Genomic DNA, 24327 nt, shown 5'->3' with positions numbered 1-24327 from the left:
GCGCCGTACGGGCCGGTCTCGCCATCGCCGTACCATCGATACAGGCACGAACAACCGGATCTGGCCGCGCATACCTCTCCCTGGGATCCCCCTCCCGGTACCGCTGATGTGCCGAGATCCTCCCCGATCATGAAAAGCGACAATTCTCCCGTTTCACTCGCGGGAGATTGGCAACGGAGTCCATATGCGCGAGCCGAGCACCCCCGTACCGCACGGCGCCACCGGTGGTCAAGAAAGATCATTTATTTCGGAAGACGAGGTTGATCCCGCCTCCACGTCGGTACGCTCGCCTGCGATGATCGGACGAATTCCCATTCTCGACGTGCAGCCGGTGGTCGACTGCGGTCGCTGGCCCGCCAAGGCCGTCCCCCACGAGACCTTCACGGTCGGCGCCACGGTGTTCCGCGAAGGGCACGAGATGCTGGGCGCGGGCGTCGTACTACGCGATCCCGAGGGCCGCACCGGTCCGCCGGTCATCATGCGCGAGGTCACCCCGGGCACCGACCGGTACGCCGCGGAGGTCACGCCCTCCTCGACCGGGACGTGGCACTTCCGGGTCGAGGCGTGGGGCGATCCGATCGCGCACTGGTGGCACGACGCGGGCATCAAGATCCCGCGCGGGCAGGACGTCGAGCTGATGCTCGAGGCGGGCGCCCTGCTGTTCGAGCGCCTCGCCGCGCAGGTGCCCCGGGCCGAGCGCGCGACGGTCACGGGCGTGGTCCGCGCGCTGCGCGAGACCGCGATCCCGCCGCTCATGCGCTTCGAGGCGGCCGACACGGCAGAGGTCCACGCGCTGGTGGAGCGGCACCCGCTGCGCGAGCTCGTGACGGTGACCGACTGGCACCCGCTGCTCGTCCAGCGCGAGCGCGCCCTGTACGGCTCCTGGTATGAGATGTTCCCCCGCTCGGAGGGCGCCTCGCACGATCCCATGGGTCGCCGCGCGCCGCAGTCGGGAACGTTCCGAAGCGCGATGAAGCGGCTCCCGGCGGTCGCCGAGATGGGCTTCGACGTGGTCTATCTGCCCCCGATCCACCCGATCGGCTCGCAGTTCCGCAAGGGCCCGAACAACACGCTGCACGCCGAGCCGCACGACCCCGGATCGCCGTGGGCGATCGGGTCCGAGGACGGCGGCCACGACGCGATCCACCCGCAGCTCGGCGGGTTCGCCGACTTCGACGCGTTCGTCGACTACGCCAAGAACCTCGGCCTGGAGGTCGCGCTGGATTTGGCGCTGCAGTGCTCGCCGGACCATCCGTGGGTCAAGGAGCACCCCGAGTGGTTCACCACGCGCGCCGACGGCTCGATCGCCTACGCCGAGAACCCGCCGAAGAAGTACCAGGACATCTATCCGCTCAACTTCGACAACGACCCCGAGGGCATCTACCGGGAGATCGAGCGGATCGTACGGCTGTGGATGGACCACGGCGTGCGGATCTTCCGGGTGGACAACCCGCACACCAAGCCGGTGGCATTCTGGGAGCGGCTCCTCGCGAGCATCGCCGAGACCGACCCCGACGTGCTCTTCCTGGCCGAGGCGTTCACCCGGCCGGCGATGATGCACACGCTCGGCAAGATCGGCTTCCACCAGTCCTACACGTACTTCACCTGGCGCAACAGCAAACAGGAGCTCGAGGAGTACCTGGGCGAGCTGTCCGGCGCCGCGGCCGCGTACATGCGGCCGAACTTCTTCGTCAACACGCCGGACATCCTGCACGAGTACCTCCAGCACGGCGGGCCGCCGGCGTTCGCGGTGCGCGCCGTGCTGGCCTCGATGCTGTCGCCGACGTGGGGCGTCTACTCCGGTTATGAGCTGTTCGAGAACACCCCGGTGCGACCCGGCAGCGAGGAGTATCGCGATTCGGAGAAATACCAGTTCCGGCCGCGCGACTGGGAGGCGGCCGAGCGCGAGGGCCGGAGCCTCGTGCCGCTCATCTCGACCCTCAACTCTTTGCGAAGAGCACACCCCGCCCTGCGCAGGCTGCGTAATCTACGATTCCATAACGTCGACCAGCCTGAGCTGATCTGTTTCTCCAAACGCGTGCCCCCGGCCGACGGGAACACCGCGGACCTCGGGGACGTCGTGCTGGTCGTCGTCAATCTCAATCCACATCAGGTTCGCGAGGCGACCGTCCACCTCGACATGCCCGCGCTCGGTCTGGACTGGCCGGACGAGTTCGTCGTCAGGGACGAGTTGTCCGGCGGCTCCTATACCTGGCGGCAATCGAACTACGTGCGCCTCGACCCGCACACCCAGACTGCACACATCTTCACGGTTTCGAGAGGCGAGAGTTGACCCAGATCGATCCCCTGCTCGGAGGCGGCGCCGTAGAGCCGGTTCCGGACACGTTCACGCGCGAGACGCCGAACGAGCCGCACTGGTACAAGAACGCGGTCTTCTACGAGGTGCTGATCCGCGGCTTCTACGATTCGACCGGCGACGGCACCGGCGACATCAAGGGCCTCACCGAGAAGCTCGACTATCTCGTCTGGCTCGGCATCGACTGCATCTGGCTGCTGCCGATCTACGAGTCGCCGCTGCGTGACGGCGGTTACGACATCAGCGACTTCATGAAGATCCTGCCGGAGTTCGGCGACCTCGGTGACTTCGTGGAACTCGTCGACGAGGCGCACAAGCGCGGCATCCGGATCATCGCCGACCTGGTCATGAACCACACCAGCGACCAGCACCCGTGGTTCAAGGCCTCCCAGGAGGACCCGGACGGGCCGTTCGGCGACTTCTACGTCTGGTCCGACAACGACGAGGGCTACCCCGACGCCCGCATCATCTTCGTCGACACCGAGACCTCCAACTGGACCTGGGACCCGGTGCGCGGCCAGTACTACTGGCACCGGTTCTTCAACCACCAGCCGGACCTCAACTTCGACAACCCGGCCGTGCAGGAGGCGATGCTGGAGGTCCTGCGGTTCTGGCTGGACCTCGGCATCGACGGGTTCCGCCTCGACGCGGTGCCGTACCTCTTCGAGCGCGAGGGCACCAACTGCGAGAACCTCAAGGAGACGCACGACTATCTCAAGCTGGTCCGCAAGGAGATCGACCGGCTCTACCCCGACCGGGTGATGCTGGCCGAGGCCAACCAGTGGCCGGCGGACGTCGTGGAGTACCTCGGCGACCCCGCCACGGGCGGTGACGAGTGCCACATGGCGTTCCACTTCCCGGTCATGCCGCGGATCTTCATGGCGGTGCGCCGGGAGCAGCGCTACCCGATCTCGGAGATCATGGCCCAGACGCCGAAGATCCCCGAGAACGCCCAGTGGGGCATCTTCCTCCGTAACCACGACGAGCTGACGCTCGAGATGGTGACGGACGAAGAGCGCGACTACATGTACTCCGAGTACGCCAAGGACCCGAGGATGAAGGCCAACATCGGCATCCGCCGGCGGCTGGCCCCGCTCCTCGACAACGACCGCAACCAGCTCGAGCTGTTCACCGCGCTGCTGCTGTCGCTGCCCGGATCTCCGGTCCTGTACTACGGCGACGAGATCGGGATGGGCGACAACATCTGGCTCGGCGACCGCGACGCGGTCCGTACCCCGATGCAGTGGACCCCGGACCGCAACGCGGGCTTCTCCAAGTGCGACCCGGGCCGCCTCTACCTCCCGACGATCATGGACCCGATCTACGGGTACCAGGCGATCAATGTCGAGTCGCAGCAGAACAACCCGGGTTCGCTGCTGCACTGGACGCGCAAGATGATCGAGATCCGCAAGCGCCACCCCGTCTTCGGGGTCGGCGACTACACGGAGCTGTCCGCGTCCAACCCGAGCGTCCTGGCCTTCGTTAGGGAGTTCGGCGCGGATCGCGTACTTTGTGTGAACAACCTGTCACGTTTCCCCCAACCCGTGGAGCTCGACCTGCGGCGCTTCGAGGGCGTCAACCCGGTCGAGTGCATGGGTGGTGTTCAATTCCCTCCAATCGGGGAATTGCCATATCTCCTGACACTTCCAGGACACGGTTTCTACTGGTTCCTCCTGCCGACGAACCACGGAGGTGGTGGCGAATAGCCATGTGGGTCAGGCAGGAAGAACAGGCGAGGTGACGTAGCCAGTGCGGCTGACCGAACGACTCGACGATCTGATCGCGGACTGGCTTCCGCGCCAGCGGTGGTTCGCGGGCAAGGACCGAGGGATCGACGACGTCTCGGTCGCGACCGAAACGGAGCTGGTCTCCGGCGATCCGTCGCTACGCCACGTAGTGATCGCCGTACGCCAGGGTGAGCAGGTCGACCGTTACCAGGTACCGGTCGGCCTCCGCCGCGAGCTGCCCGGGCGGCTGGAGTACGCCGAGATCGGGCTCATCGACGGCGTGCACGTCTACGACGCCGTGCACGACCCCGAGCTGACCCGTGTGCTGCTGGAGAACATGGCCGCCTCCGCCGATGTGGGGCCGCTGGCGTTCCGGTCGATCTCCGGCCTGGAGACCGACCTCGACAGCCTCGCCAGCCCCGCCGAGCAGAGCAACAGCTCGCTCATCTACGGCGACGTCTACATCTGCAAGCTGTTCCGGCGGCTGACCGCCGGCATCAACCCCGACCTGGAGCTCAGCCGCGGCCTGATGAGCGTGGGCAGCAAGCACGTGCCCGCGCTCTACGGATGGATCTCCTGTGAGCTGGACGGCACCGTCTCCACGCTCGCGATGCTGTCGGAGTTCCTGCGGACCGGCACCGACGGCTGGCAGCTCGCCGGCACGAGCGTGCGTGACCTGTACGCCGAGGCCGACCTGCACGCCGACGAGGTCGGCGGCGACTTCGCCGCCGAGTCCGAACGCCTGGGCGCCGCCACCGCCGCGGTCCACCGCGACCTGGCCACGGCCTTCGGCACCGGCATGATGTCCGCCGCCGAGGCGCGGGAGCTGGCCCGGCAGATGCACGTCCGGCTCAACGCGGCCTGCGCCGCCGTTCCCCAGCTCGTCCCGTACGCCGGGCGGCTCAGCGAGGCCTTCGACGCCTTCGCCAAGCTCGACGAGCCCCTCATGGTCCAGCGTGTCCACGGCGACTTCCACCTCGGCCAGGTCATGCGGACCGAGACGGGCTGGATGCTGCTCGACTTCGAGGGCGAGCCGGCCAAGCCGCTGGAGGAGCGCCGGCAGCCGGCGCATCCGCTGCGCGACGTCGCCGCGATGCTCCGCTCCTACGACTACGCGGCCCGGCACCTGCTGGTGAACGGCAAGGCGGTCTCGGCCAACCCGGACCAGCTGGAGTATCGCGCGCACGAGTGGGCCGAGCGCAACCGCACGGCGTTCTGCCGCGGCTACGCCGAGGCGGGCGGCGTCGACCCGGCGGCGCACGAGGAGATCATCCGCGCCTTCGAGTTCGACAAGGCCGTCTACGAGGTCATGTACGAGGCGCGGAACCGGCCGACCTGGCTGCACATCCCGCTCGGCTCCATCGCCGCGCTGAGCTCCTCGCCCGCCCCGGGATCGCCCGCCCGCTGACCCGGTCCGGCCGGTGGCGCGGTCCGCGATCACCTGATCGAAGAGGATTACGCTCCACCCACCGGGCACGTTGAAGATACGAGTTCGCAGCGACAGTTCGAGGAGCGTCATGGCGCGGGTCACCCACGACGAGATCGACCGGCTGATCGGCGGGGACCATCACGACCCCCACGGAGTCCTGGGCGCGCACCCGGGGCAGGACGGCGTGACCATCCGCGCGCTTCGGCCGCTGGCGAGCAGGGTGGAGGTCGTCCTCGCCGACGGTGAACGCCGCCCGATGCGCCACGTTCACGAAGGCGTCTTCGCGGCCACCCTGACCCCCGGGAGCCCGCTGTCGGGCGACGAGCCGATGGCGGTGCCCGACTACCGTCTCGCGGTCGTCTACGACGGTCCCGAAATCGTCCAGGACGACCCCTACCGGCACGCGCCGACGCTCGGCGAGCTGGACCTGCACCTGATCGGCGAGGGCCGGCACGAGGAGCTGTGGAAGGTCCTCGGCGCGCACACCCGTACGCACCGGTCGGTGTTCGGGCCGGTCGAGGGCACCTCGTTCGCGGTCTGGGCGCCGAACGCGCGCGGCGTGCGGGTGATCGGCGACTTCAACCACTGGGACGGCCGCGCGTACCCGATGCGCTCGCTCGGCTCGTCCGGGGTGTGGGAGCTGTTCGTGCCCGGCGTCGGCGACGGCACCAACTACAAGTTCGAGATCCTCGGCGTCGACCACGTGTGGCGGCGCAAGGCCGACCCGATGGCGCAGTACGCGGAGCGGCCGCCCGCGACCGCCTCGAAGATCTTCACCTCCCACTACACCTGGGAGGACGACGAGTGGATGACGCGGCGCAAGTCCTATGACCCGCTGCGCTCGCCGATGAGCGTGTACGAGGTGCACCTCGGCTCGTGGCGGTCGGAGCTCGGCTACCGCGAGCTCGCCACCGAGCTGGTGGACTACGTCGCCGGCATGGGCTTCACGCACGTGGAGCTCCTGCCGGTCTCCGAGCACCCGTTCGGCGGGTCGTGGGGCTACCAGGTCACCTCCTACTACGCGCCGACCGCCCGGTTCGGCGACCCCGATGAGTTCCGCCACCTGGTGGACCGGCTGCACCAGGCCGGCATCGGCGTGATCGTCGACTGGGTGCCGGGCCACTTCCCCAAGGACGAGTGGGCCCTCGCCCGCTTCGACGGCACGCCGCTGTACGAGCACGGCGACCCGCGCCGGGGCGAGCAGAAGGACTGGGGCACGTTCATCTTCGACTTCGGCCGCTCGGAGGTGCGCAACTTCCTCGTCGCGAACGCCTGCTACTGGCTGGAGGAGTTCCACGTCGACGGCCTGCGGGTGGACGCGGTCGCCTCGATGATCTACCTGGACTACTCGCGCGGCGAGGGCGAGTGGACGCCCAACATCTACGGCGGGCGCGAGAACCTCGAGGCGATCGACTTCCTCAAGGAGATGAACGCCACCTGCTACAAGCGCTCCCCCGGCATCATGACGATCGCCGAGGAGTCCACCGCGTGGCCCGGGGTCACCCGGCCGACCCACCTGGGCGGGCTGGGGTTCGGCTTCAAGTGGAACATGGGCTGGATGCACGACACGCTCGGCTACCTCAAGCACGAGCCGATCTTCCGCGGCTACCACCACCACGAGATCACCTTCTCGATGGTGTACGCGTACTCGGAGAACTACGTGCTGCCGCTGTCCCACGACGAGGTCGTGCACGGCAAGGGCTCGCTGCTCGGCAAGATGCCGGGCGACGAGTGGCAGCGGTTCGCCGGGCTGCGCTCGCTGCTGGCGTACATGTGGGCGCACCCGGGCAAGCAGTTGCTGTTCATGGGACAGGAGTTCGGTCAGGGCGCCGAGTGGGCCGAGTCCCGGTCGCTCGACTGGTGGCTGCTCGACAAGGCCGAGGACAACTTCCACGCGGGCCTGCAGCGGCTGGTCCGCGACCTCAACCGGGCCTACGGCGAGGCGGCCGCGCTGTGGACGCAGGACGCCCGGCCGGAGGGCTTCAGCTGGATCGACGCGGACGACGTCGCCGGCAACGTGATCTCGTTCCTGCGGTTCGCCCCGGACGGCACACCGCTGGCCTGTGTGGTCAACTTCGCCGGTATCCCGCACGAGGACTACCGGCTGGGCCTGCCCCGTACGGGCCGCTGGCGCGAGGTGGTGAACACGGACGCGTTCGAGTACGGCGGCAGCGGCGTCGGCAACATGGGCGCGGCCTGGGCCGCTGAGGAGCCGTGGCACGGCCAGCCGGCCTCCGCGCTGCTGCGCGTGCCCCCGCTCGGTGCTCTCTGGCTGTCCCCGGAGTGACCTTCGGCACCGCTCGGTTCTCGGCCGGATATGGCTAAAGATCTTGTGCGGCCGCACCGGTCGCGGCAGATTTGCGCGCGCAACCTCAGGAGGTAACGCGTGCCGATCTCACCACGGCGAGGCCTTCTCGCCGCCGCGATCGCCGCCGTGGCCGCGCTCGCGGTCACGGGGGCGCCCGCCGCCCAGGCGGCGAAAAGGCCCACGATCAAGGTGTCCGGCGGGGTGACCCAGCCGGTCTTCTCCTATGCGGACGCGATCCGGGAGTACGTCCGGGTCCAGTCGCCGGTCGACTCCGACCACGACGGTAAGAAGGACCTGATCCGGGTGGACATCATCCGCCCGAAGGAGAGCGGCCCGGACTTCAAGGTCCCCGTGATCATGGACGAGAGCCCGTACTACGACAACCTCGGCCGCGGGAACGAGAGCGAGCGCAAGACGTACGACGCGGCCGGGAACCCGGTCAAGTTCCCGCTCTACTACGACAACTACTTCGTGCCGCGCGGCTATGCCGTGCTCGACGTCGACATGGACGGCACGACGAAGTCCGACGGCTGCCCCACCTCCGGCGGCCGGTCCGACGTCCTCGGCGGCAAGGCGGTCATCGACTGGCTGAACGGCCGCGCGACCGCGTACGACGCCCAGGGCAAGAAGGTCAAGGCGACCTGGACCAACGGTCACACCGGAATGATCGGCAAGTCCTACGACGGCACGCTCGCCAACGGTGTCGCGGCGACCGGCGTCCAGGGCCTGGACACGATCGTGCCGATCTCGGCGATCAGCTCCTGGTACGACTACAGCCGGATGAACGGCACGCTCTGGTGGTCGGGTGAGGAGGACGGCCTGGCCGACACGGTCGACACCGACCCGCCGGCCAAGTGCGCCGCCGTCAACCAGCGGCTGGCGACCGGCCAGGACGACGCGACCGGGAACTACAACGCGTTCTGGAACGAGCGGAACTACCGGCCGGACGTGAGCCGCGTGCACGCGAGCGTGTTCGCCGTCCACGGCACGAACGACCTGAACGTCAAGCCGAGCCAGTTCTCCACGTGGTGGGCCGGCCTCGCGGCGCGGGGCGTGCCGCGCAAGGTGTGGCTGTCGCAGTACGGGCACGTGGACCCGTTCGACTTCCGCCGCGACGCGTGGGTGGACACCCTGCACCAGTGGTTCGACTACTGGCTCTGGCACGTGAACAACGGCGTCATGAAGCAGCCGCGCGCGGACATCGAGGTCGGCCCGGACCAGTGGGCGACCGAGTCCGACTGGCCGGCGCCGCAGGCGCGGAACCTCTCCCTGCGTCCCCAGACCGACGGCACGCTGGGCCTGTCCGCCGCCTCGGGCAACGCGGCGTTCACCGACACCAAGGAGGATGAGGGCTCCCTGGTGACCGACCCGACGACGGCCCGGCCGTACCGGCTGGCCTACACCACGGCGCCGCTCAAGCAGGACGTACGGCTGTCGGGCACGCCGACGGTGTCGCTGAGGTTCACCTCCGACCGTCCCGCCGCCGACCTGGGCGCGCTGCTGGTGGACTACGGCACCGACACGCGGGTGAACTACCTCGGCTCGGGTTCGGGCGTGAAGACCCTGACGACGGAGGACTGCCACGGCGAGAGCACCGCGACGGACGACGCCTGCTACAAGCAGGTGGCGACCGACACGGTGACCTCGGACGTGAACGTGGTGACGCGCGGCTTCCTGGACGCGCAGAACCGTACGTCGCTGAGCAAGGCGTCGCCGCTGACGCCGGGTAAGACGTACTCGGTGCGCTGGCAGACCCTGCCGCAGGACTACCGGTTCAAGGCGGGCCACCGGCTGGCGCTGATCCTGTTCGGCGTGGACGGCGACGTCCAGTACGACGAGCAGGCCACGGGCGCGACGGTGAAGGTCGACCTGGCGGGCAGCCAGGTCGGCCTGCCGGTGGTGGTGAGCGGCGGCACGCCGTCGCAGGACAGGACGTTCTCCACCGAGCAGGCCTGGCGCGGCCCGACCCACGTGGTCCTCCCCCGCCAGCCCCGCTTCTTCCACTGATCTGTGGTTCCACGGGCCCCGGGACACGCGTCCCGGGGCCCGTCCACGTTCGAAGGCGTCCCCGGGGTCCTGCCTGCTCAGGACCGGTGTGATCACGTCACGGCGTCACGGCGTCACGGCTCCGGAAGAGGCTCGTCGGGGTACAGGTCCCGCCAGAGCCGGCGAAGGAACTTCTCCGTGCTCCCGTCGTCGAACTGGACCTCCCGGTAGAGCTCCCACTCCGGCAGCCCGGAAGGATCGACGATGGCCCTTCGCAGATCGTTCTTGAAATCGGTCATCTCTCGACGGTCATCGCGCCGAGCGAGCACCTTGAGGTCGTCATATGCGTTTTCGTCGGCCTCGGGATGGCAGTACGTCCCGGCGATCCGCACGAGCGTGGCAAAAGGCGCATCAGGCGTTTTCTTCCAGAACGGATCGCGCATGTCAGCCTCCTCGGAGAGCGCTATCCGACGGCTCAACGTACATCGTTGATATCTCATAGCCGTCTTTCGCGCGAGTGGCACGAAATAGATATTCGATGGTGCCGCCCGCGAAACTGTGCACAGGCGTGCATCGGGGCGGGGAGACGTCCGGCTCACGCTCCGGATGGTTTTTCGCGTCCAACCACGCCGTCCGGCAGTCCTGCGCGGCCGGGAGACTGCCGCCGACCGGTGTGAGGACGTATCCCGAGCAGTACTCATGGCCGTCCGCACCGAGGAGATCCTCGATCGGCACCTGGACCTTGTCCGGTCGCACGTTGCGGGCGTACGGCGTCCGCAGGGCGTGGAGGACGTCCGGATGCCGGATTCCACACGCGATGGCCACGGCGAAGGCCGTCGGGTCCTGGATCGCGGTGGCGGTGGCACCACACCCGTGAGCCCGATCTCCGGGCCTGCACCCATCGATGCCGGCCGCCCTCTTGAGCGGGTCGAGCTGGGCCGGGTCCTCCAGCGCGGTCACCCGGCGCTGAAGCCTCTCGTCGTCGGCGTACCCCTCGTGACGTTCGAGCGCGTGCCCCTGCCCCAGGTCGAGGGCGGCCAGTACGCGCTGGACGACCGGGTCGCAGTCCTTCGCACCGGCCAGCCACGGGCGCTCGCCGACGTATCGGGCGATGTAGTCGCCGGCCTCCCGCTCGCCGACCTCCGGCAGACCTCCCTCCGCGGGCCGGAAGCCGCGCAGGAACTCGCGCGGCGTCGGCCGACCGTCGGCGAGAGGGGTGTCGAGCCGCTTCGCGTACGCCTCCGGCCCGGACGTGTCCGTTTCCGGGCGGGCCGAAGCCGGTTTTTCATTCGCCGCGAGCGCGCCCCTGCGGCTTTCGGCACGGGATAACGAATCTTCCGATCCGGGCAGATCGGCGGGCGGGCGGCCTCTGCCGTTGCCGCCTTCGGCCGCCTCACTCGCGTCAGCATCGTCAATGCGATCCATCCTCATGGAGGCATCCTTAACACATTCCGCTAAAGGTAGTTGCCGAGCTTTGCAGGCTAACTCCACGGTCACCATGATCACCAGAGCGCGAAGTGAATTGATTCATGATCGAAGTGGTAGCCCGAAATACGGAATGCCGTTATCTCCGGAAATCAACACCGGATGAATCACCGCCCCCCGGACGGCGGCCGCGCCGGTGGACCCGGCATCATGAGGGCATGTCCTCACGGGAGCTCGTCGTGCTCGGGACCTCCAGCGCGGTGCCGACCATGAGCCGGAACCACAACGGGTACCTGCTGCGCTGGGACGGGTTCGGCGTCCTGTTCGACCCCGGGGAGGGCACGCAGCGGCAGATGATCCGTGCCGGGGTCAGCGCTCACGACGTCGACGCGATCTGCCTCACCCACTTTCACGGCGACCACTGTCTCGGCGTGCCCGGGGTCGTACAGCGGATCGCGCGGGACGGGGTCGCCCATCCGGTGAGCGCGGTCTTCCCCCGCAGCGGCGCCGAGTACTGGCGGCGGCTGCGCCACGCCGCGCTCTTCCACGACACCCAGGTGATCAGCGAGTGGCCCGTCGCCGGGGACGTCCAGGAGGTCCCGGCGGACGGCGCGCCGTTCACGCTCACCGCGCGGCGGCTCAGCCACGGCGTCGAGTCCTACGGCTACCGGATCGAGGAGCCCGGCGGAGTCACGATGCTGCCCGACCGGCTCGCCGCGTACGGCATCGCGGGACCGCTCGCCGGACGCCTCCAGCGCGAAGGGCGGGTCACCGCGCCCGGCGGCCGTACGGTCACGCTCGAGGAGTGCAGCGTCCCCCGGCCCGGTCAGAAGGTCGCGTTCGTCATGGACACCCGACTCTGCGAGGCGATCAATCCGCTCGCCGACGGGGTCGACCTGTTCGTGGTCGAGTCGACGTTCCTCGATGCCGACGCCAAACTGGCCGAGGAGTACGGGCACCTCACCGCACGCCAGGCCGGCCGGATCGCCGCCGACGCCGGCGTACGGCGCCTCGTCCTGACCCACTTCTCCGAACGGTACGGCACCGACGACGAGCGACGGTTCACCGAGGAGGCCGCCGCAGCGTACGGAGGCGACATCGTCACGGCACGAGACCTCATCCGCGTACCAGTCCCGTCACGCCGCCGACCGGGCAGCGCACCACGCCCATAGACGACCGCCGATACGTCTGATCTGTGCCCTATGTGTCCCACGTCCTCGCAGCCATCAGATCCGGTGCGCGGAGTACGACTGGGGGCTCGCCGAGCCCGAGGCCCCGCACGGCCGGCCACTGCGGGCCTGGCCCGCTCACCGGCCGGCCCACCCGACCAAGCCCCCCGCCCCGAGATGTCACGCGCCGAGCCCGACCCGGCTGGGGACGCCTCCCATCTCCCCACGCCAGCCGTGCACGCCTGCCCGCTCCGCCCGTGGTCACCGGCCAAGACCCCACACCCCGAGAAGCCGCACGCCGAACCCGACCCGCCCCAGGACGCCCCCCACCTCCCCACACCAAGCCGCACACACCCGCACGCTCCGCCCGTGGCCACCGGTCTGCTGCTGTGGGCGGGCGTCAACGTCGCCGCCGTCGTGCCGGTAGGCCTCGCGTTCTTCCTCGCCCCGCGCCTCGGCCGGATTTCGCGCGGCGGCGCCGGGTGGGCACGGCCGGACTGTTCGCCCTGCTCGTACCGGTCGGTGCGGAGGTCGGGGCAGCGCCCGTGGTGATCGTCACCGGGAGGTTCGGCGCCTCCTACGGCGGCGGCACGCCGGGGAGATCGGCCTGCCGCTCCTGGACGCCCTGACCTGGCAGCAGCAGCGCATGGCGCTGCTGGGCCATGAGTTCGCCCACGGCGTCACGGCCCGGTCGCCGGCACCGCCCGTCGACGCCGGCCCGGTCATGCGGCGCGACCGGCGGATGGACCACCTCATCGACCTCATGCGCAGACGCTCCAGCGCGGGGTGAGTGCGCTGGTCACCGTGGTGTCCCGCACGTAACCGGCGCTGACGGCCTGCGGGCCGCGTACCTCGCCGACCGTCTCGCGGGCCAGGTCGCCTCCCCGCCGCCGGGGACATGCTCGTCACATCGGAGACGGCGGTGCGCGCCGGGGCCGAGCAGCGCGGGGTCGTCCGCGAACCTGCCGGAATCGAAGCGGCCGCGTGTGGACGAGAGCCACCCGGCGACGCGTCTGCGGATCGCCGTGCTGCTCGGCCGGGCCCGAGGCCGAACCCCGGGAGCGGGTCGACGCCGGCGAGGCCGAGCGGATCACGGTGAAACTCGCGGCGGGCTACGAGCGGGGCGCGTACGAGTGGGTCCGCGCCACCCCGTACCGCTGACCGGCCGGTCCCGCTGCGCCGGGTCTCGGGCTCCTCAGCAGGGCTGGCCGTTCCGCTGCCGGTCGGCGCGGGGTCGGGTCCATGAAGGCCTCCCCCGCGCATCACCGCTGCCGCGTGCCGCGGCCGGTCAGGCGGGCCGCAGCAGTTCGTTCAGCCGGGTGGTGTCGATGATGTGGGCGCGGGACGGGAACACCTTGTTCAGCAGCACCTCGTGGACTTCGGTGTCGGAGTCGGCGACGCCGTCCGACAGGACGTAGACGCGATAGTCGCGGTCGGCGGCGTCGATGAGGGTGGAGAGGACGACTCCGCTGGTGCTGATGCCGGAGAGCACCAGAGTGTCGATGCCGCGGTCGCGCAGCCGCCGGTCGAGGTCGGTGGTGGAGATCCCGCCGAAGCGGATCTTGCGGACCACGATGTCGCCCTCCTGCGGGGTGAGCCGCTCGTCGATCCGGGTGGTGGTGTCCTCGTCGTGCATCATCTTGGCCGCCGCGGCCGCGGCGAAGGTCTTGTTGCTCTCCGGGACGGCGGTCCAGTCGTCCTCGGTGAAGGCGACCCGGACGTATCCAATGGTGCCGCCGGCGGCGCGGACGTCGGCGATGGCGCCGTTGACCCGTTCGATCAGCGCGTCGGAGCCGGGGATGTGGGTGACGATCCCGTTCTGGAAGTCCATCGCCAGCAGGGCGGTCCGCTTGGGGTCGATCGCCGGGACGTCGGTGGTGCTCACGCGTTGTTCTCCTTGGACGGTGTTCGTGTTCTCTTGGATGGGGGTGCGGCGGCTCATCAGCCGACGGTCCAGGACCGTCAGCAGCAGGACCACGACACCCGCCGCGACCAGCACGGCGCCGAGGGTGTGCAGGCCGTGGTCGTCGGCCCCGTGGCGGAAGACCACGCTGGTGGCGACGGCCGAGACGATGGTTCCGAGGTACCCGAAGGTCCGGAACAGGCCGGAGGCGGTGCCGATCTGCTCCGGCGACGCCGAGAGGTACAGGGCGGTCTGATTGCCGACCGTGGTGGTGGCGGAGGCGACACCGAAGATCAGTGACACCGACACGATCGCGAGCACCGGGCCGTGCGAGGTGAGCAGCACGATGCCGACGGACCCGGCGAGCATGCTCACCGCCGAGGCGATCAGCGGGCCGCGCACCAGGTTCCGGCTGGCGAGCGGGCGCGAAAGCAGCGCGGAGACCGCGCCCATCGGCAGGAGGAGCAGTCCGGCGTCCTCGGTGGAGATCCCGCGCGCCGCCTCCATCCACTGCGTCATCCCGTACATCACGGTATAGACGCCGAGCAGGGTGAACGCCTGCCGCAGGTACGTCCGGCCGAGGGCGCCGTTGGAGGCGAGCTCGCGAAGGTCGAAGAACGGCCTGGTCGTACGGAGCTCCCACCACACCGTCGGCACGGCGGCCACCACGAACACGGCGAGCGCGTACCAGTCGGCGTGCGGGAGGCTCATCAAGAAGACGATCGATGAGGTCATCGCCGCGGCGAAGCCGACGATCCCGGGCAGGTCGATACGGGCGGCGATCTCGCGGAAGCCGCGCGGCCCGCCCTCGCGTACCGGGTCCCTGGGTACCCAGCGCACGCCCATCGCCATCGCGAGCGCGGTGACCGGGATGTTGATCAGAAAGGCCCAGCGCCAGCCGGCGGCGCCGACCAGCAGACCGCCGATCGGCGGGCCGACGGCCGCCGTGGCCATGCCGGCGATCGCGATGCCGCCGAGCACGCCGCCCGGCGGCGACGTCAGCCCGGCGTCCGTCGCACGGCGCCGGATCAGCACCATCGCCGACGGGAACCCGGCCGAGGTGCCGATGCCGACGAGCACGCGGGCCACGGTCAGCATCGCGAGGTCACGGCCGAGGCCGCCGATGAGGCCGCCGAGCAGCACCAGGAGGATGCCGCTGAGGAAGATCCGGCGTGGGCCGAGCGCCTCCGCCAGCTTGCCCGCCGTGGGCTGCGCGATGGCGCTGGTCAGGTACAGGGAGGTGACCAGCACGGAGGTGCTCCCCACCGAGACGTGCAGGCCGGAGGCGATGGGCACCAGCGCGGTCGCGATGATGGAGCTGTTGATCGGGTTGAGGCTGGCGCCCACGTAGAGCGGCGCGGTGAACGTCCAGGTGAAGGGCTCGACGCCGCGCGCCGGCGAGTCCGCCTCGGTGAGACGGGTGTTCACACTCCGCCGCTCAGGTCCGCCGCGGCAAGACGTTCCAGCAGTTCGATGGCCTTCTCCAGGTCCTCGCGCTCCTCGGGGGCGACGAGCCGGTCGACGGCTCGCGCCAGGAAGGACGCGCGGCCGGCGAGCAGCGAGCCGATGAGCTCGGCGGCGGAGGGATCGGCGCTGATCAGCGTCTTGCGGCGGTCATGCGGGTCGCGCTCGCCGCGGACCAGCTTGGCGGCCTTGAGCACCGCCAGGCTCTGCGCGATGGACTGCGGGCTGACGTGTTCGACCTCGGCGAGACGGGCCGCGGTGATCGGGCCCTTGTCCACGACGCTGCGCAGCACCGAGAGCTGGGTGATGGTCAGCCCGAGGGAGTACATCCCCGACTCGGTACGCAGCCGCCCCCGCAGGCGCTTGATCGCGACGTCGAGACGCTGCGCCGTCGCCGCCGACCACTTTGACCCGAGATTTCCCCCCATGTCGGCCACCGTAGCAGTTAGGCAAGCAACTTTGCCAAGTTACTTGTCGATCTAGGCGGCGCGGGAGCCGAGCGTCTTCCGCACCATCTGCCCCATGTGAACAAGCCGGACCACGAGCCAGCCGGCCAGATAGAGCACGAACGCGGCGATCTCCGCCAGGCAGAGGAACAGGGCCGACTCGAAGAAATGGGAGACGAACAACGTCAGGGAGAACGCGGCCAGGAAGGCGGCGATCGCCAGTGCCGCGTGGGAGAGGAACCGGCGCATCGTGACGGCCATCTCGCCGTAGGCGGCGGACAGGTTCTGGGAGTGGGCCTCCGCGTCGTCCAGGGTGGTGAGGTGACGTCTCCGGTCCGTCTCGAACGCGTCATGCGCCGAACCGTCCCAGAGCACCGTCTTCCTGGCCGACTCGTCCAAATGGGACCTCAGCTCCGCGATGTGCCGCGCGTGTGCGGCGTGCACGCTCGCCGCCGTGTCGTAGTGCCGCGGGTCGACGGCGTTCGCCCAGAGGTGCTCGGTGACCGGCCGGACCAGTGAGAGCCCGCCCAGGGACGCGGCCGTGGAGTTCAGCCTCTCGATTCCGGTGCGCAGCATCGCCATCAGGTCCTGCGGGTCCCCGGCGGTGGGCGGTGACGCAGGACCGTCGAGAGACGGCGTGGACGGTATGGCGGCCGCCGGCGAGGTGTCCGGATCTCTGCCGGTGAAGTAGGAGATGTTCGTGGCCTCCGCCCCGCCATAGCGACCCGTGGTCTCGGCCAGCCTGGTCCGGCTGGACGCCGCATTCCGGACCGCGTCGCCCAGCACCTGCCCGAGCCGGTCGTTGACCGTTGTGAAGAGGCCGGCGGCACCGAGGCTCCGGGGAAAGGGCGGCATCGCCAGGTCGGCGTGGTCCCTCTCAAGATCCCGCAGCGCCTGGGCATGAGGGGCGAGTGCGTCGTCGTGGTACTGCTTGAGACTCGCCGCGGAGACCGCGTATCCCAATTCTCATCCCTTTCTCGGCGACGTGTTCTCGTGGCGGCGGACCGGCGCTCAGGCGGAGCAGGAGCGGCGGATCGCGTCCAGGAGCCAGCGGGGGCCGGTGACCGTCGCGCCCGCGGACTCGCAGCGGGCGCGGAGCTCGCGGTCGGCGGTGACGACGAGGCGACGCTCGTCCGGTGCGCGGGGCGCGGCCAGCTCGGCGATCGTGTCGTCGCCGCTGCCCGGGGCGGCCACGACCTCGACGCCCTCCACCGCGCCCACGCCGCGCGCCTGGCCCTCGACGACCAGCACGATCTTCGGGTAGCAGAGGTCGACGACGGCCCCCGGGACACCGTCGAAGCCGTCGATGGCGGCGATCTCGTCACGCAGCCGCTCGGCCGCGCCCCGGCGGTCGCGCCACCAGCCGTCCGCACGTGAGCCCATGACGTTCGCCACGTCGACCACGAGGACCAGCTGGTACAGCGACCGGCTCAGCAGCCTCCAGGCGTCGGCGAACGCCGGGAACAGCCTCCGGCGCGCGACCTGGTCGGCCGGCACCCATGCCACCGCGGCGCTCTCGAACGACTGCGGGCGCACCTCGGCCCGTACGGGCACGGAGCCGATCACCGTGTCGTAGGACCAGCCGCCGTGGTCCTCGCGGGACAGCCACAGCCCGCGGACGATCGAGGGGTCGAGCGTGCTCTCCTCGGACGCTTCGCGCAGGGCCGCCTCGACCGGGTCCTCATGGCTGTGCCGGGCCCCGCCGAGCAGGCCCCACGTGCCGCCGCCGATCGACAGCCGCGACCGCTTCTGCAGCAGGATGTACGGTTCCGGGTCCATGCAGTACGGCAGCAGCCCCGCCGCCCCGTGGCGCCCCCAGTGCCGATGCCCCGCGTCGCAGTTCGCCCAGCCGTCGCCGTCGCCCATGAGTGGAGCCTAAACCTGATCCCCTCGGGGATGGCGCCGCGTCACCCCGGCGGGAGACTCGCCCTCAGCACGCGGGCGGGGCCCTCCGGGCCCAGGGGCATTGACGCCCGCCCTCCTCCAGGCTACGGTCCGGACTTACAGGAAAGTTTCCTTTTTGTTAGTGCGGCGCCGCGCTCCTCTTTCCCGCCAGACCGGGGAGCACCAAGTGAAACGACCGTTCCTCCGACTCGTCGTCGCGTTCGCCACGACGGCACTCCTCTCCCTCCCCCACCTCGCCCAGGCGGCCGGCACGCCGACCGCGACGTTCTCCAAGGACTCCGGCTGGGGCACCGGCTACCAGGGCAAATACACGATCACCAACGGCGGCTCGACCACGCTGAACGGCTGGAAGGTCGACGTCGACGTGCCCGCCGGCGGGTCGATCGGTTCCGCGTGGGACGCCGTGCTCACCCACAGCGGCGACCACTACACGTTCACCAACGCCTCCTACAACGGCACGCTGGCACCCGGCGCCACGGTGAGCTTCGGGTTCAACGGCGCCCCCGAATCGGCCACGCCGACCAACTGCATGCTGAACGGCTCGCCCTGCGCGGGCGGCGGTGGCGGCGGCGCCGACACCTCCGCGCCGTCCGTCCCCGCCGGCCTGCGGGTGACCGGCACGACCTCCTCCTCGATCACGCTCGCCTGGACCGCCTCCACCGACAACGTCGGCGTCACCGGCTACAAGGTGTACGAGGGGTCTGCGGTCGTCGCGTCCGTGAGCGGCACCGGCGCGACCGTCGACGGGCTGGCCGCGAGTTCCAGCCACACCTACACCGTCACCGCGCTCGACGCCGCCGGCAACGAGTCGGCCAAGAGCGCGGCCGTCACCGGCACGACCCAGGCGAGCGGAGGAGGCGGCACCGGCGGCACGTACCAGAAGATCGGCTACTACCCGCAGTGGGGAATCTACGGCCGCAACTTCTGGATGAAGGACCTGGACACGAACGGCGCGGCGGGCAAGCTGACCGTGCTCAACTACGCGTTCGAGAACATCGATCCGAACAACCTCACCTGCTTCGACACGACCAAGGCGACCACCACCAACCCGGAGGACCCGGACCAGGGCACCGGCGCCGGTGACGCGTACGCCGACTACGGCGCCTCCGTGAGCGCCGACCACAGCGTCGACGGCGTCGCCGACACGTGGGATCAAAAGCTCAAGGGCAACTTCAACCAGATCAAGAAGCTGAAGGCCAAGCACCCGAACCTCAAGGTGCTCGTCTCCCTCGGCGGCTGGACGTATTCGAAGTTCTTCTCCGACGTGGCCAAGACCGACGCGTCGCGCAAGAAGTTCGTCGGCTCCTGCATCGACATGTTCATCAAGGGCAACCTGCCCGTCTCCTCCGACGGCACGGGCGGTGCGGGGACCGGCGCGGGCGTGTTCGACGGGTTCGACATCGACTGGGAGTGGCCGGGGAGCCCCGACGGGCACCCCGGCAACCACTACTCGGCGGACGACAAGGCCAACTTCACCGCGCTGCTCGCCGAGTTCCGCACCGAACTGAACGCGCTGGGCTCCGGCCACCTGCTCACCGCGTTCACCCCCGCCGACCAGGCGAAGATCAACGCGGGCTGGGACCTGTCCGCGATCTTCAACTCCCTCGACTACGCCAACATGCAGGGGTATGACTTCCACGGCTCCGGCAGCGACAACTCCTGGGAGCCGAACCGCACCGGTGACCAGGCCAACCTGTACACCGACCCGAACGACCCGTACCCGACCCACTTCAGCGTCGACTCGGCCGTCAAGCTCTACACCGGCGCCGGCGTGAACCCGCGCAAGATCCTCGTCGGCATCCCGTTCTACGGCCGCGGCTGGCAGCAGGTGGCCGACGGCGGCGCGAACGGCGAATGGCAGCAGGCGAACGGCGCGGCGCCGGGCGACTTCCCGGAGGAGGCCGGTACGCGCGGCTACAAGAACATCGCCGCGAACGTCCCGGGCTGCACCGTCCACCACAACGAACAGTCCGTGGCGACGTACTGCTACACGGGTGCGAACGGTCAGTGGTGGACCTTCGACGACCCGTGGTCCATCGGCAAGAAGACCGACTACATCAAGGCCGGCAACCTCGGCGGCGCGATGATCTGGGAGATGTCGGGTGACACCGGCCCCCTGATGTCCGCCCTGGACAGCGGCCTCAAGTGACGGAACGAGGGGCGGCTCCCGCGGGGGCCGCCCCTCGGCTCAGCTGCCTTCGGCCGCGGCCTTGACGGCGCGCAGGGTGGCGTCGATGTTGCGGGCGTGTTCGCGGCAGCGGGCGGCGATGACCCGCTCGTGCCTGCCGGGGACCTCGGCGATGCGGTCGGTCAGCGGCGATCGCGCCGTGCCGAAGTCCACGGACTCGCACAGCCACGTGCGCTCGTCACGGAGCGGGTGCAGCTGATATCTCCAGACGGCGATGGGCCGTGCCGGATCGCCGTCCGGGTCGTCGGGGTCGGTGACCGCGAAGGCGAACTGGCGCGGAGGAGACCAGGTCAGCACGGTGGACCTCCGGCTCCACCGCATGTCCCCGCGGCGGTTCCCCGAGGTGAAACACGCGCCCGGCGCTCCTTCGGTGAAGGGCGGGTCCCAGCTGCCCCCGGTGTTCTCGGGGGAGAACGTCCCCATCTTCGCCGGATCGGTCACCAGGTCCCAGACGACGACGGGCGGGGCGGCGATCTCGATGTCCCGCTGAACGAGCGGGCGGTCGGTCAGGAGCATCGGCGTCCCCGGCTCACCGCTCGGCCGAGGCCGCGTCCCGGCGCTGCGCGGTCAGCCGCCGGCTGATCACCAGGCGCTGGATCTGGTTGGTCCCCTCGAAGATCTGCAAGACCTTCGCCTCCCGCATGTAGCGTTCGACCGGGTAGCGGTCGGTGTAGCCGACCGCGCCGAGGATCTGCACGGCGTCGGTGGTGACCCGCATCGCGGTGTCGGTACAGAACAGTTTCGCCATCGCCGCCTCCTTGGTGATGTCCTCACCGTCGTCGAGCCGGCGCGCGGCGGAGCGGTAGAGGGAACGTCCCGCCTCGATCGCGGTGGCCATGTCGGCGAGCATGAAGGCGACGGCCTGGAACTCGCCCACGGGACGGCCGAACTGGCGGCGGGTCAGTGAGTAGTCGGTCGCGACGTCCAACGCCGCCTGGGAGAGCCCGATGGCGCACGCCGCGATGCCCAGGCGGCCTCGGTCCAGGGCGGACATGGCGATCGTGAACCCCTTGCCGAGCTCACCGACGAGCCGCGCGCGCGGGACCCTCGCGTCGCTCAGGTGGATCTGCGCGACGGGCGACCCGGTCAGGCCCATCTTCTTCTCGGGGCGGTCCGGAGACAGACCGGGAGTGTCCTTGTCCGCCAGCAGGCAACTGATCCCGCCGGGACCGTCCGCTCCGGTCCGCACGAACAGGTTGTAGAAGTCCGCGTGCCCCGCGTGGGTGATCCACGCCTTGGTGCCGTTGACGACGAAGTGCTCGCCGTCGAGCGCCGCCTTCGTGGTCAGCGACGCCGCGTCGGAGCCGGCACCCGGTTCGGACAGGCAGTAGGAGCCGAGCAGGTCGCCGCCGAGCATGGCCGGCAGCAGCTCCCGGCGCTGCGCGTCGTCACCGTGGGCGGCGACGGGAAAGCACGCGAGGGTGTGCACCGCGACCGTCTCGGCGATCGTGAGCCAGCCGCCGGCCAGGAGTTCGAGCACGCGCAGGTAGTCCTCGAAGCGCCATCCGCTCCCGCCGAACTCGCGTGGATACGGCAGGCCGAGCACGCCGAGGCTGCCCAGGCTGCGGCACAGGTCGCGCGGAAAGCGGCTGTTGGCCTCGTCCTCGTCGGCCCGCGGAGCGATCTCCTTGGCGACCAGCTCTCGCACCAGGGGAAGGAGTTCGCCGGGGACCGCCGGAGTCGTCGACATTTTCGATCTCCCTTGCTCGACGCTGACAGCTCTGTTTTAGTGATGTTGACCTTACGGGTGCCGGATATCCGGTCAGAGCACCTCGACCGGATAACGTAGGCCCACGTCGCGATGCGGGGCCACCCTCGGCGATCATGGTGACCGAGATGGGACAGAAAGAATGCGAGACGGCCTGCGGCCCGGCCTGACGGCGACGATGACGTATACCGTCCCGCCCGAGAGAACAGTCCCGCGCCTGTTGCCCGAATCGGCCGAATTCGCCGCACTGCCGGACGTCCTGGCCACCGGTTATCTCGTCGGAATCGTCGAGTGGGCCTGCATGCGCGCGCTCGCCGGGCAACTCGAAGACGCCGAACGCACGCTCGGCGTCCATGTCGACCTCAGCCACGAGGCGCCCACGCCCCCGGGGGAGGACCTCACGGTGACCGTGGAGCTCGTCTCCGTCGAGGGGCGCCGGCTCACCTTCTCCGTGCAGGCGTCCGATGACGCCGGTGTGATCTGCCGGGGAACGCACAAGCGCGCGGTCATCGACGTGGCGCGGTTCACGGACCGGCTGGCCGCACGTACGGGGGGACGGAGCGATGGTCAGGTGGAGACCGCCGGCCACTGATCCGCCCGCTCAGCCGGCGTCGCGGCGGCCGCGGGTGCCCGCGTCGGCGCGGCCGTACCGATAGGCCTCGGCGGTGTCGAGCGTCACGATGCAGTCCTCCGTGATGTCGGCCAGGCCCGTGAGGAACTTCCGGAGGCGTTCTTCCTGGTCGAAGACGAGGACGGTGACCGGGACGTTGTCGGGGCGGCGCAGGAGACCTCGGCTCGACCGCCGCGATGCCCCGATGTGCCCGTCGATGCCGCGTAACACGGTGACGTCCGCCAGCCCGGCCTCGCGGGCACGGGCGACGATCTCGGTATGCACGGGCCGGCGATCCCGGCGGATGCGTTCACTCACAAGGATCATCAACCGCGCGACCGGAACCGGCTCCACCGGCCTCCGCTCCCGATCGCGTCGCGTCACTCCTCGCCACCCGCCTCGGACGCGGCCACCGCCACGGAGTAGTGCCGGACGACCGTGTCGAAGTGATCCAGGACGGCCTTGGCGTCGTCGTGGACCACCGCCGTCTCATACTCCGGACCGGCGAAACGACGAATCGCGTCCACGGAATTCCAGAAGCTGAGCACCGTCAGCTCGACGCGGCCCGACTCCTCTCGGCACAAGAGGAAAGCGTCCAGGTATCCCGGCACCTCGGCCAGCTCGGAGAGTACGTGACTTTCGAAATGCCGCTGGTAGGCGGCTGCCCCGCCGGCGTTCGCAGAAGCGCTCCAAGTTCTGGCGATCATTGCATCCTCCGATATCGGCGACGCCCGCGGACCACCGCTTCCCGGGTCATCCGATAATACTGCGCAACCGATGATTCAAGGTGAAAATTCAAGCCATTAGATCAACTTAATCGAGCGTTAAGTAGATGTCGGTGGCATGGTAAGCCATCTTAATCAATAGTTGAGGGCAGTCAACATCTCGGTCCGGCAATGCCAGTGAGGTGAAATCACATGGCATGGATGCTTCTCGCGGTACTCGCAGTCCTTGCTCTGCTCGCTCCCTGGATCGGAACGGACAGCCGCGACGGACACGACTGGTCCGCGCATCACCTCTGGCCCTATCCCGGCGGTGACGACCCGGCCGGCGACCGCTGGACCGAACATACGCCTGCTCGTCCCAGGGGCGCCGTGTGACCGACCGGCGAGCCTGAAGAGCCCGCGCGGTCTGTCCGCGCGGGCTCTGAGGATCGGACGCGTCAACGGCCGCCGTCAGTCCGGGTGACCGAAATTCCCGGCCGGGTCATTTCGTGGCCCGCCGTTGTCCCGCCGGTCCAGGGCGACCTGCAGGGCGTCGGCGGCTTTGGCCCGCACTTCATCGGCTTCGTCGTGACCCGTCATCAGGCCGGTCCGCTCGGACGGCTCGGGCAGGCCGTCCCGCGCTCTCTCGTTCTCCTCGTTCATCGAGTCATTCATCGAGATCCCGACCCGGTCAGTACCGGTAGTGGTCCGCCTTGTAGGGACCGTCGACGTCGACGCCGATGTAGGCGGCCTGCTCCTTGGTGAGCGTGGTCAGCCTGACGCCGAGCGCGTCCAGGTGCAGGCGGGCCACCTTCTCGTCCAGGTGCTTGGGCAGCGTGTAGACCCCGACCGGGTACTGCTCGGTGTGGTTGAACAGCTCGATCTGGGCGATCACCTGGTTGGTGAAGGAGTTCGACATCACGAACGACGGGTGGCCGGTGGCGCACCCCAGGTTCACCAGCCGGCCCTCGGCCAGCACGATGATGTTGTGGCCGTCCTCGAAGGTCCAGGTGTGGACCTGCGGCTTGACCTCCTCCT

General features: G+C 69.5%; 23 protein-coding genes. 11 read left to right on the top strand and 12 right to left on the bottom strand.

The features are described from left to right. Positions 1 to 295: 295 nt before the first annotated feature. The 5 genes from ACFFNX_RS05455 to ACFFNX_RS05435 all read left to right on the top strand — a co-directional run bounded on the left by ACFFNX_RS05455 (position 296) and on the right by ACFFNX_RS05435 (position 9788). Positions 296 to 2293, top strand: a complete 1998-nt coding sequence (locus ACFFNX_RS05455) for an alpha-1,4-glucan--maltose-1-phosphate maltosyltransferase (RefSeq protein ID WP_378196122.1) — start codon at positions 296 to 298, stop codon at positions 2291 to 2293. Positions 2294 to 2307: 14 nt separating this feature from the next. After that, on the top strand, positions 2308 to 4023 hold the full coding sequence (gene treS, locus ACFFNX_RS05450; protein ID WP_378196142.1) for a maltose alpha-D-glucosyltransferase: 1716 nt from the start codon (positions 2308 to 2310) through the stop codon (positions 4021 to 4023). 43 nt (positions 4024 to 4066) lie between these two features. After that, on the top strand, positions 4067 to 5452 hold the full coding sequence (locus tag ACFFNX_RS05445) for a maltokinase N-terminal cap-like domain-containing protein (protein WP_378196119.1): 1386 nt from the start codon (positions 4067 to 4069) through the stop codon (positions 5450 to 5452). A gap of 109 nt (positions 5453 to 5561) precedes the next feature. After that, positions 5562 to 7760 carry a 1,4-alpha-glucan branching protein GlgB gene (gene glgB, locus ACFFNX_RS05440; protein ID WP_378196116.1) on the top strand — a complete coding sequence of 733 codons (2199 nt, stop codon included), beginning with the start codon at positions 5562 to 5564 and terminating at the stop codon, positions 7758 to 7760. A 99-nt stretch (positions 7761 to 7859) separates the two neighbouring features. Then, a complete protein-coding gene (locus ACFFNX_RS05435; protein ID WP_378196113.1) occupies positions 7860 to 9788 on the top strand; it encodes a Xaa-Pro dipeptidyl-peptidase in 1929 nt (642 codons plus the stop codon). A gap of 113 nt (positions 9789 to 9901) precedes the next feature. Here the strand turns inward: ACFFNX_RS05435 and ACFFNX_RS05430 are convergent, their stop codons facing one another. Together ACFFNX_RS05430 and ACFFNX_RS05425 are read right to left on the bottom strand one after the other, a co-directional pair. Next, positions 9902 to 10210 (bottom strand): hypothetical protein, encoded by a 309-nt coding sequence (locus ACFFNX_RS05430; protein ID WP_378196110.1) that lies wholly within the window; start codon positions 10208 to 10210, stop codon positions 9902 to 9904. A 1-nt stretch (position 10211) separates the two neighbouring features. Beyond that, the gene (locus tag ACFFNX_RS05425) at positions 10212 to 11267 is read right to left on the bottom strand and encodes a hypothetical protein (protein WP_378196107.1); all 1056 of its coding nucleotides are present in this window, start codon (positions 11265 to 11267) and stop codon (positions 10212 to 10214) included. Between the two features lie 143 nt (positions 11268 to 11410). On the opposite strand from ACFFNX_RS05425, the gene ACFFNX_RS05420 reads away from it, so the two are divergent. From ACFFNX_RS05420 to ACFFNX_RS05405, 4 genes are all read left to right on the top strand, one after another. Then, positions 11411 to 12364: a ribonuclease Z gene (locus ACFFNX_RS05420; RefSeq protein ID WP_378196104.1), complete on the top strand. Its 954-nt coding sequence runs from the start codon at positions 11411 to 11413 to the stop codon at positions 12362 to 12364. Between the two features lie 366 nt (positions 12365 to 12730). Next, positions 12731 to 12913: a hypothetical protein gene (locus tag ACFFNX_RS05415; RefSeq protein WP_378196101.1), complete on the top strand. Its 183-nt coding sequence runs from the start codon at positions 12731 to 12733 to the stop codon at positions 12911 to 12913. Positions 12914 to 13007: 94 nt separating this feature from the next. Then, positions 13008 to 13151 carry a hypothetical protein gene (locus ACFFNX_RS05410; protein ID WP_378196098.1) on the top strand — a complete coding sequence of 48 codons (144 nt, stop codon included), beginning with the start codon at positions 13008 to 13010 and terminating at the stop codon, positions 13149 to 13151. Between the two features lie 194 nt (positions 13152 to 13345). Further along, positions 13346 to 13522, top strand: coding sequence for a hypothetical protein (locus ACFFNX_RS05405; RefSeq protein ID WP_378196095.1), 177 nt, complete (start codon positions 13346 to 13348; stop codon positions 13520 to 13522). A 127-nt stretch (positions 13523 to 13649) separates the two neighbouring features. On the opposite strand, the gene ACFFNX_RS05400 is transcribed toward ACFFNX_RS05405, so the two are convergent. From ACFFNX_RS05400 to ACFFNX_RS05385, 4 genes are read right to left on the bottom strand one after another with little or no spacing between them, the layout of a single operon-like run. Next, entirely contained in the window at positions 13650 to 15692 is a 2043-nt protein-coding gene (locus ACFFNX_RS05400; RefSeq protein ID WP_378196093.1) for an MFS transporter, read from the bottom strand. Further along, positions 15689 to 16156 (bottom strand): MarR family winged helix-turn-helix transcriptional regulator, encoded by a 468-nt coding sequence (locus tag ACFFNX_RS05395; RefSeq protein WP_378196090.1) that lies wholly within the window; start codon positions 16154 to 16156, stop codon positions 15689 to 15691. Before ACFFNX_RS05395 ends, ACFFNX_RS05400 begins: the two co-directional genes overlap by 4 nt. A 51-nt stretch (positions 16157 to 16207) precedes the next feature. Then, a complete protein-coding gene (locus ACFFNX_RS05390) occupies positions 16208 to 17137 on the bottom strand; it encodes a hypothetical protein (protein ID WP_378196087.1) in 930 nt (309 codons plus the stop codon). Positions 17138 to 17185: 48 nt separating this feature from the next. Further along, positions 17186 to 18040, bottom strand: coding sequence for an NUDIX domain-containing protein (locus ACFFNX_RS05385; protein WP_378196084.1), 855 nt, complete (start codon positions 18038 to 18040; stop codon positions 17186 to 17188). A gap of 205 nt (positions 18041 to 18245) precedes the next feature. On the opposite strand from ACFFNX_RS05385, the gene ACFFNX_RS05380 reads away from it, so the two are divergent. After that, the gene (locus tag ACFFNX_RS05380; RefSeq protein ID WP_378196081.1) at positions 18246 to 20228 is read left to right on the top strand and encodes a glycosyl hydrolase family 18 protein; all 1983 of its coding nucleotides are present in this window, start codon (positions 18246 to 18248) and stop codon (positions 20226 to 20228) included. Between the two features lie 39 nt (positions 20229 to 20267). Here the strand turns inward: ACFFNX_RS05380 and ACFFNX_RS05375 are convergent, their stop codons facing one another. Beyond that, positions 20268 to 20783 (bottom strand): SRPBCC family protein, encoded by a 516-nt coding sequence (locus ACFFNX_RS05375; RefSeq protein WP_378196078.1) that lies wholly within the window; start codon positions 20781 to 20783, stop codon positions 20268 to 20270. Positions 20784 to 20796: 13 nt separating this feature from the next. Further along, a complete protein-coding gene (locus tag ACFFNX_RS05370) occupies positions 20797 to 21957 on the bottom strand; it encodes an acyl-CoA dehydrogenase family protein (protein WP_378196075.1) in 1161 nt (386 codons plus the stop codon). Between the two features lie 196 nt (positions 21958 to 22153). On the opposite strand from ACFFNX_RS05370, the gene ACFFNX_RS05365 reads away from it, so the two are divergent. After that, positions 22154 to 22567 (top strand): thioesterase family protein, encoded by a 414-nt coding sequence (locus tag ACFFNX_RS05365; RefSeq protein ID WP_378196072.1) that lies wholly within the window; start codon positions 22154 to 22156, stop codon positions 22565 to 22567. A gap of 9 nt (positions 22568 to 22576) precedes the next feature. On the opposite strand, the gene ACFFNX_RS05360 is transcribed toward ACFFNX_RS05365, so the two are convergent. From ACFFNX_RS05360 to ACFFNX_RS05345, 4 genes are all read right to left on the bottom strand, one after another. After that, entirely contained in the window at positions 22577 to 22912 is a 336-nt protein-coding gene (locus ACFFNX_RS05360) for a DUF190 domain-containing protein (protein ID WP_378196069.1), read from the bottom strand. Positions 22913 to 22965: 53 nt separating this feature from the next. Next, the gene (locus ACFFNX_RS05355; RefSeq protein WP_378196066.1) at positions 22966 to 23292 is read right to left on the bottom strand and encodes an antibiotic biosynthesis monooxygenase; all 327 of its coding nucleotides are present in this window, start codon (positions 23290 to 23292) and stop codon (positions 22966 to 22968) included. Between the two features lie 468 nt (positions 23293 to 23760). Then, complete coding sequence (locus ACFFNX_RS05350) at positions 23761 to 23964, bottom strand: hypothetical protein (RefSeq protein ID WP_378196063.1); 204 nt, start codon at positions 23962 to 23964, stop codon at positions 23761 to 23763. Between the two features lie 16 nt (positions 23965 to 23980). Continuing rightward, positions 23981 to 24327: adenosylhomocysteinase (locus tag ACFFNX_RS05345; protein ID WP_378196060.1), on the bottom strand; the 347-nt coding region annotated here is incomplete at its 5' end.

This window comes from Actinoallomurus acaciae, from assembly GCF_042429965.1.
GTDB lineage: Bacteria > Actinomycetota > Actinomycetes > Streptosporangiales > Streptosporangiaceae > Actinoallomurus > Actinoallomurus acaciae.
The sequence above is the reverse complement of the archived record's forward strand: the minus strand, read 5'-3'. Positions and strand labels throughout refer to the sequence as shown.